The 2,113-nt window shown below is 70.3% G+C and carries 3 protein-coding genes; 2 read left to right on the forward strand and 1 reads right to left on the reverse strand.

The features are described 5' to 3' along the window. On the forward strand, nt 1–670 hold a 670-nt coding region (locus A5713_RS04530; RefSeq protein ID WP_156751744.1), incomplete at its 5' end, for a helicase HerA-like domain-containing protein. Between the two features lie 3 nt (nt 671–673). Here A5713_RS04530 and cmrA read toward each other — a convergent pair. Then, nucleotides 674–1,480, reverse strand: a complete 807-nt coding sequence (cmrA, locus tag A5713_RS04535) for a mycolate reductase (protein WP_068092972.1) — start codon at nt 1,478–1,480, stop codon at nt 674–676. A 186-nt stretch (nt 1,481–1,666) separates the two neighbouring features. On the opposite strand from cmrA, the gene A5713_RS04540 reads away from it, so the two are divergent. Further along, on the forward strand, nt 1,667–2,113 hold a 447-nt coding region (locus tag A5713_RS04540; protein WP_369804368.1), incomplete at its 3' end, for an MFS transporter.

Below are 2,113 nucleotides of genomic sequence, written 5' to 3' on the forward strand. Positions count from 1 at the left end.
GTTCGCCGACGCGTCCAAGGCGTTCCTCGAGCAGGTCGAGCAGACCGTCAAGCTGATTCGCTCCAAGGGCGTCGGGGTGTTCTTCTGCACGCAGCTGCCCACGGACCTGCCCAACGACGTGCTCTCCCAGCTGGGTGCCCGAATCCAGCACGCGCTGCGGGCCTTCACCCCCGACGACCAGCAGGCGTTGGCCAAGACGGTGCGGACCTATCCGAAAACCGATGTTTACGACCTGGAATCGGCGTTGACATCGCTGGGCATCGGGGAGGCCGTCGTCACCGTGCTGTCGGAGAAGGGCGCGCCCACCCCCGTCGCGTGGACCCGCATGCGGGTGCCGCGCTCGTTGATGGCTTCGATCGGTGACGACGCGATCGCGCGGGCGGCGAAAGACAGTCCGCTGCAGGCGAAGTACGGTCAAACGGTTCAACGACCGGCGCAGCCCCAGGCCGGTCCGCGGGACGGACACGCCGGTGCGCCGCAGGCGCAGTCGGAGTACCCGCCGGTGCCGCGCAACGAGCCTCCACCACCGATGCCGGCGCCGGCGGAGCCGAAAGGGCCCGCGGTGTGGGAGGAGGTGCTGAACAACCCCACCGTGAAAAGTGGGATCAACACGGCAATACGCGAGATTACGAAGAACCTGTTCGGCACCGGCCGAGGCCGCCGCCGCTGACCCTTAGCCGCCGCCGAGCTTCCTGTAGAAGCTGCCCACGATCGGCGCGACGATAGCGCGGGGGGCGTACCCGCTGGCCACCGACATCGCCTTCGACGTCAGGCCCGGTACGACCCGCATCTTGTTGCGCGCCAACGCATCCAGCGACAGCTTCGCGGTGTGCTCGGTCGAGATCCACAGGAAGTCCGGCACCAGCCGTTCGACCAGCGACCGTTCGGCGTCATCCGGGAGGTCGGTGCGCACCGGTCCCGGCGCCAGCAGCGTGACGTGTACACCCGAGTTGCGCAGTTCGCCGCGCAGCGACTCGCTGAAGGTGTTCGCGAACGCCTTGCTGGCCGCATAGGTCGCGTTGTAGGGGATCGGCGAATTGCCCGCAGCCGAACCGGAAATCAGGATGCCGCCGGCCCTGCGCTCGACCATGCCGGGCAGCACCGCGAGCGTGAGGTCGTGCACGCCCAGCACATTCAGCTGCAGCTGGGCCTTCTCGACCGCCGGGTCCAGCGTCGCCACCGGACCGAAGGTCGCGGTGCCGGCGTTGGCGCACAGGATCGAGATGGGCCGGGCGGCCAGTTCGTCGCACAGCTTCGCGCGTTCGCCGGGATCGGCCAGGTCCGCGGGCCGCACGTCGACCGCGACGCGGTACTTGTCGCTCAGGCGGGCGGCAAGCGCGTTGAGCAGGTCTTCGCGCCGGGCGGTGACGATCAGGCTGTGGCCGCGGGCGGCCAGTTCAGTGGCTAGCGCTTCACCGATGTTCTGCGAAGCGCCGGTGACGACGGCGCGCGCGTCCGGGCTGGGAGCGGGGATCGGCATGAGCCAATCGTAGACAGCCGCCGCGGCGCGGCCGGGCGCGGCGGGTCGACTGCGCAACACAACGCAGCGATCGCGAGCGCGGCGAAGCCGGGCGCGGCGGGTCGACTGCGGAACACAACGCAGCGATCGCGAGCGCGGCGAAGCCGGGCGCGGCGGGTCGACTGCGGAACACATAGGCTGCCGGGCATGGGCCAGCCGTCGTCGCGTTCTCTCACGCCCGTGCCGTCCCGAGTGGTGGCGTGGGCGCTGTGGGACTGCGGCTCCACCGGCCTGAACGCGATCGTGGCGACCTTCGTCTTCGCCGTGTACCTGACCAGCAGCGTGGGGGTGGGCATCTCCGGCGGCACCACGCCGGCGAGTTGGTTGGGGCGTGCGGCGGCAATCGCCGGGTTGACCGTCGCGCTGCTGGCGCCGGCCGTCGGCGTCTGGGTGGAGTCACCGCATCGCAGGCGGGTGGCCCTGAGCGTGCTGACCGCGCTCGCCGTCGCGCTCACGTGTGCGATGTTCTTCGTCCACGACCGCCCCGGCTACCTGTGGGCGGGGCTGGTACTGATGGGCGCGACGGCGGCGTGCGGTGACCTGGCCAGCGTCCCGTATAACGCGATGCTGCGCCAACTTTCGACGCCGCAGACC

This window comes from Mycobacterium sp. E2497 (genome assembly GCF_001668695.1).
Classification (GTDB): Bacteria; Actinomycetota; Actinomycetes; order Mycobacteriales; family Mycobacteriaceae; genus Mycobacterium.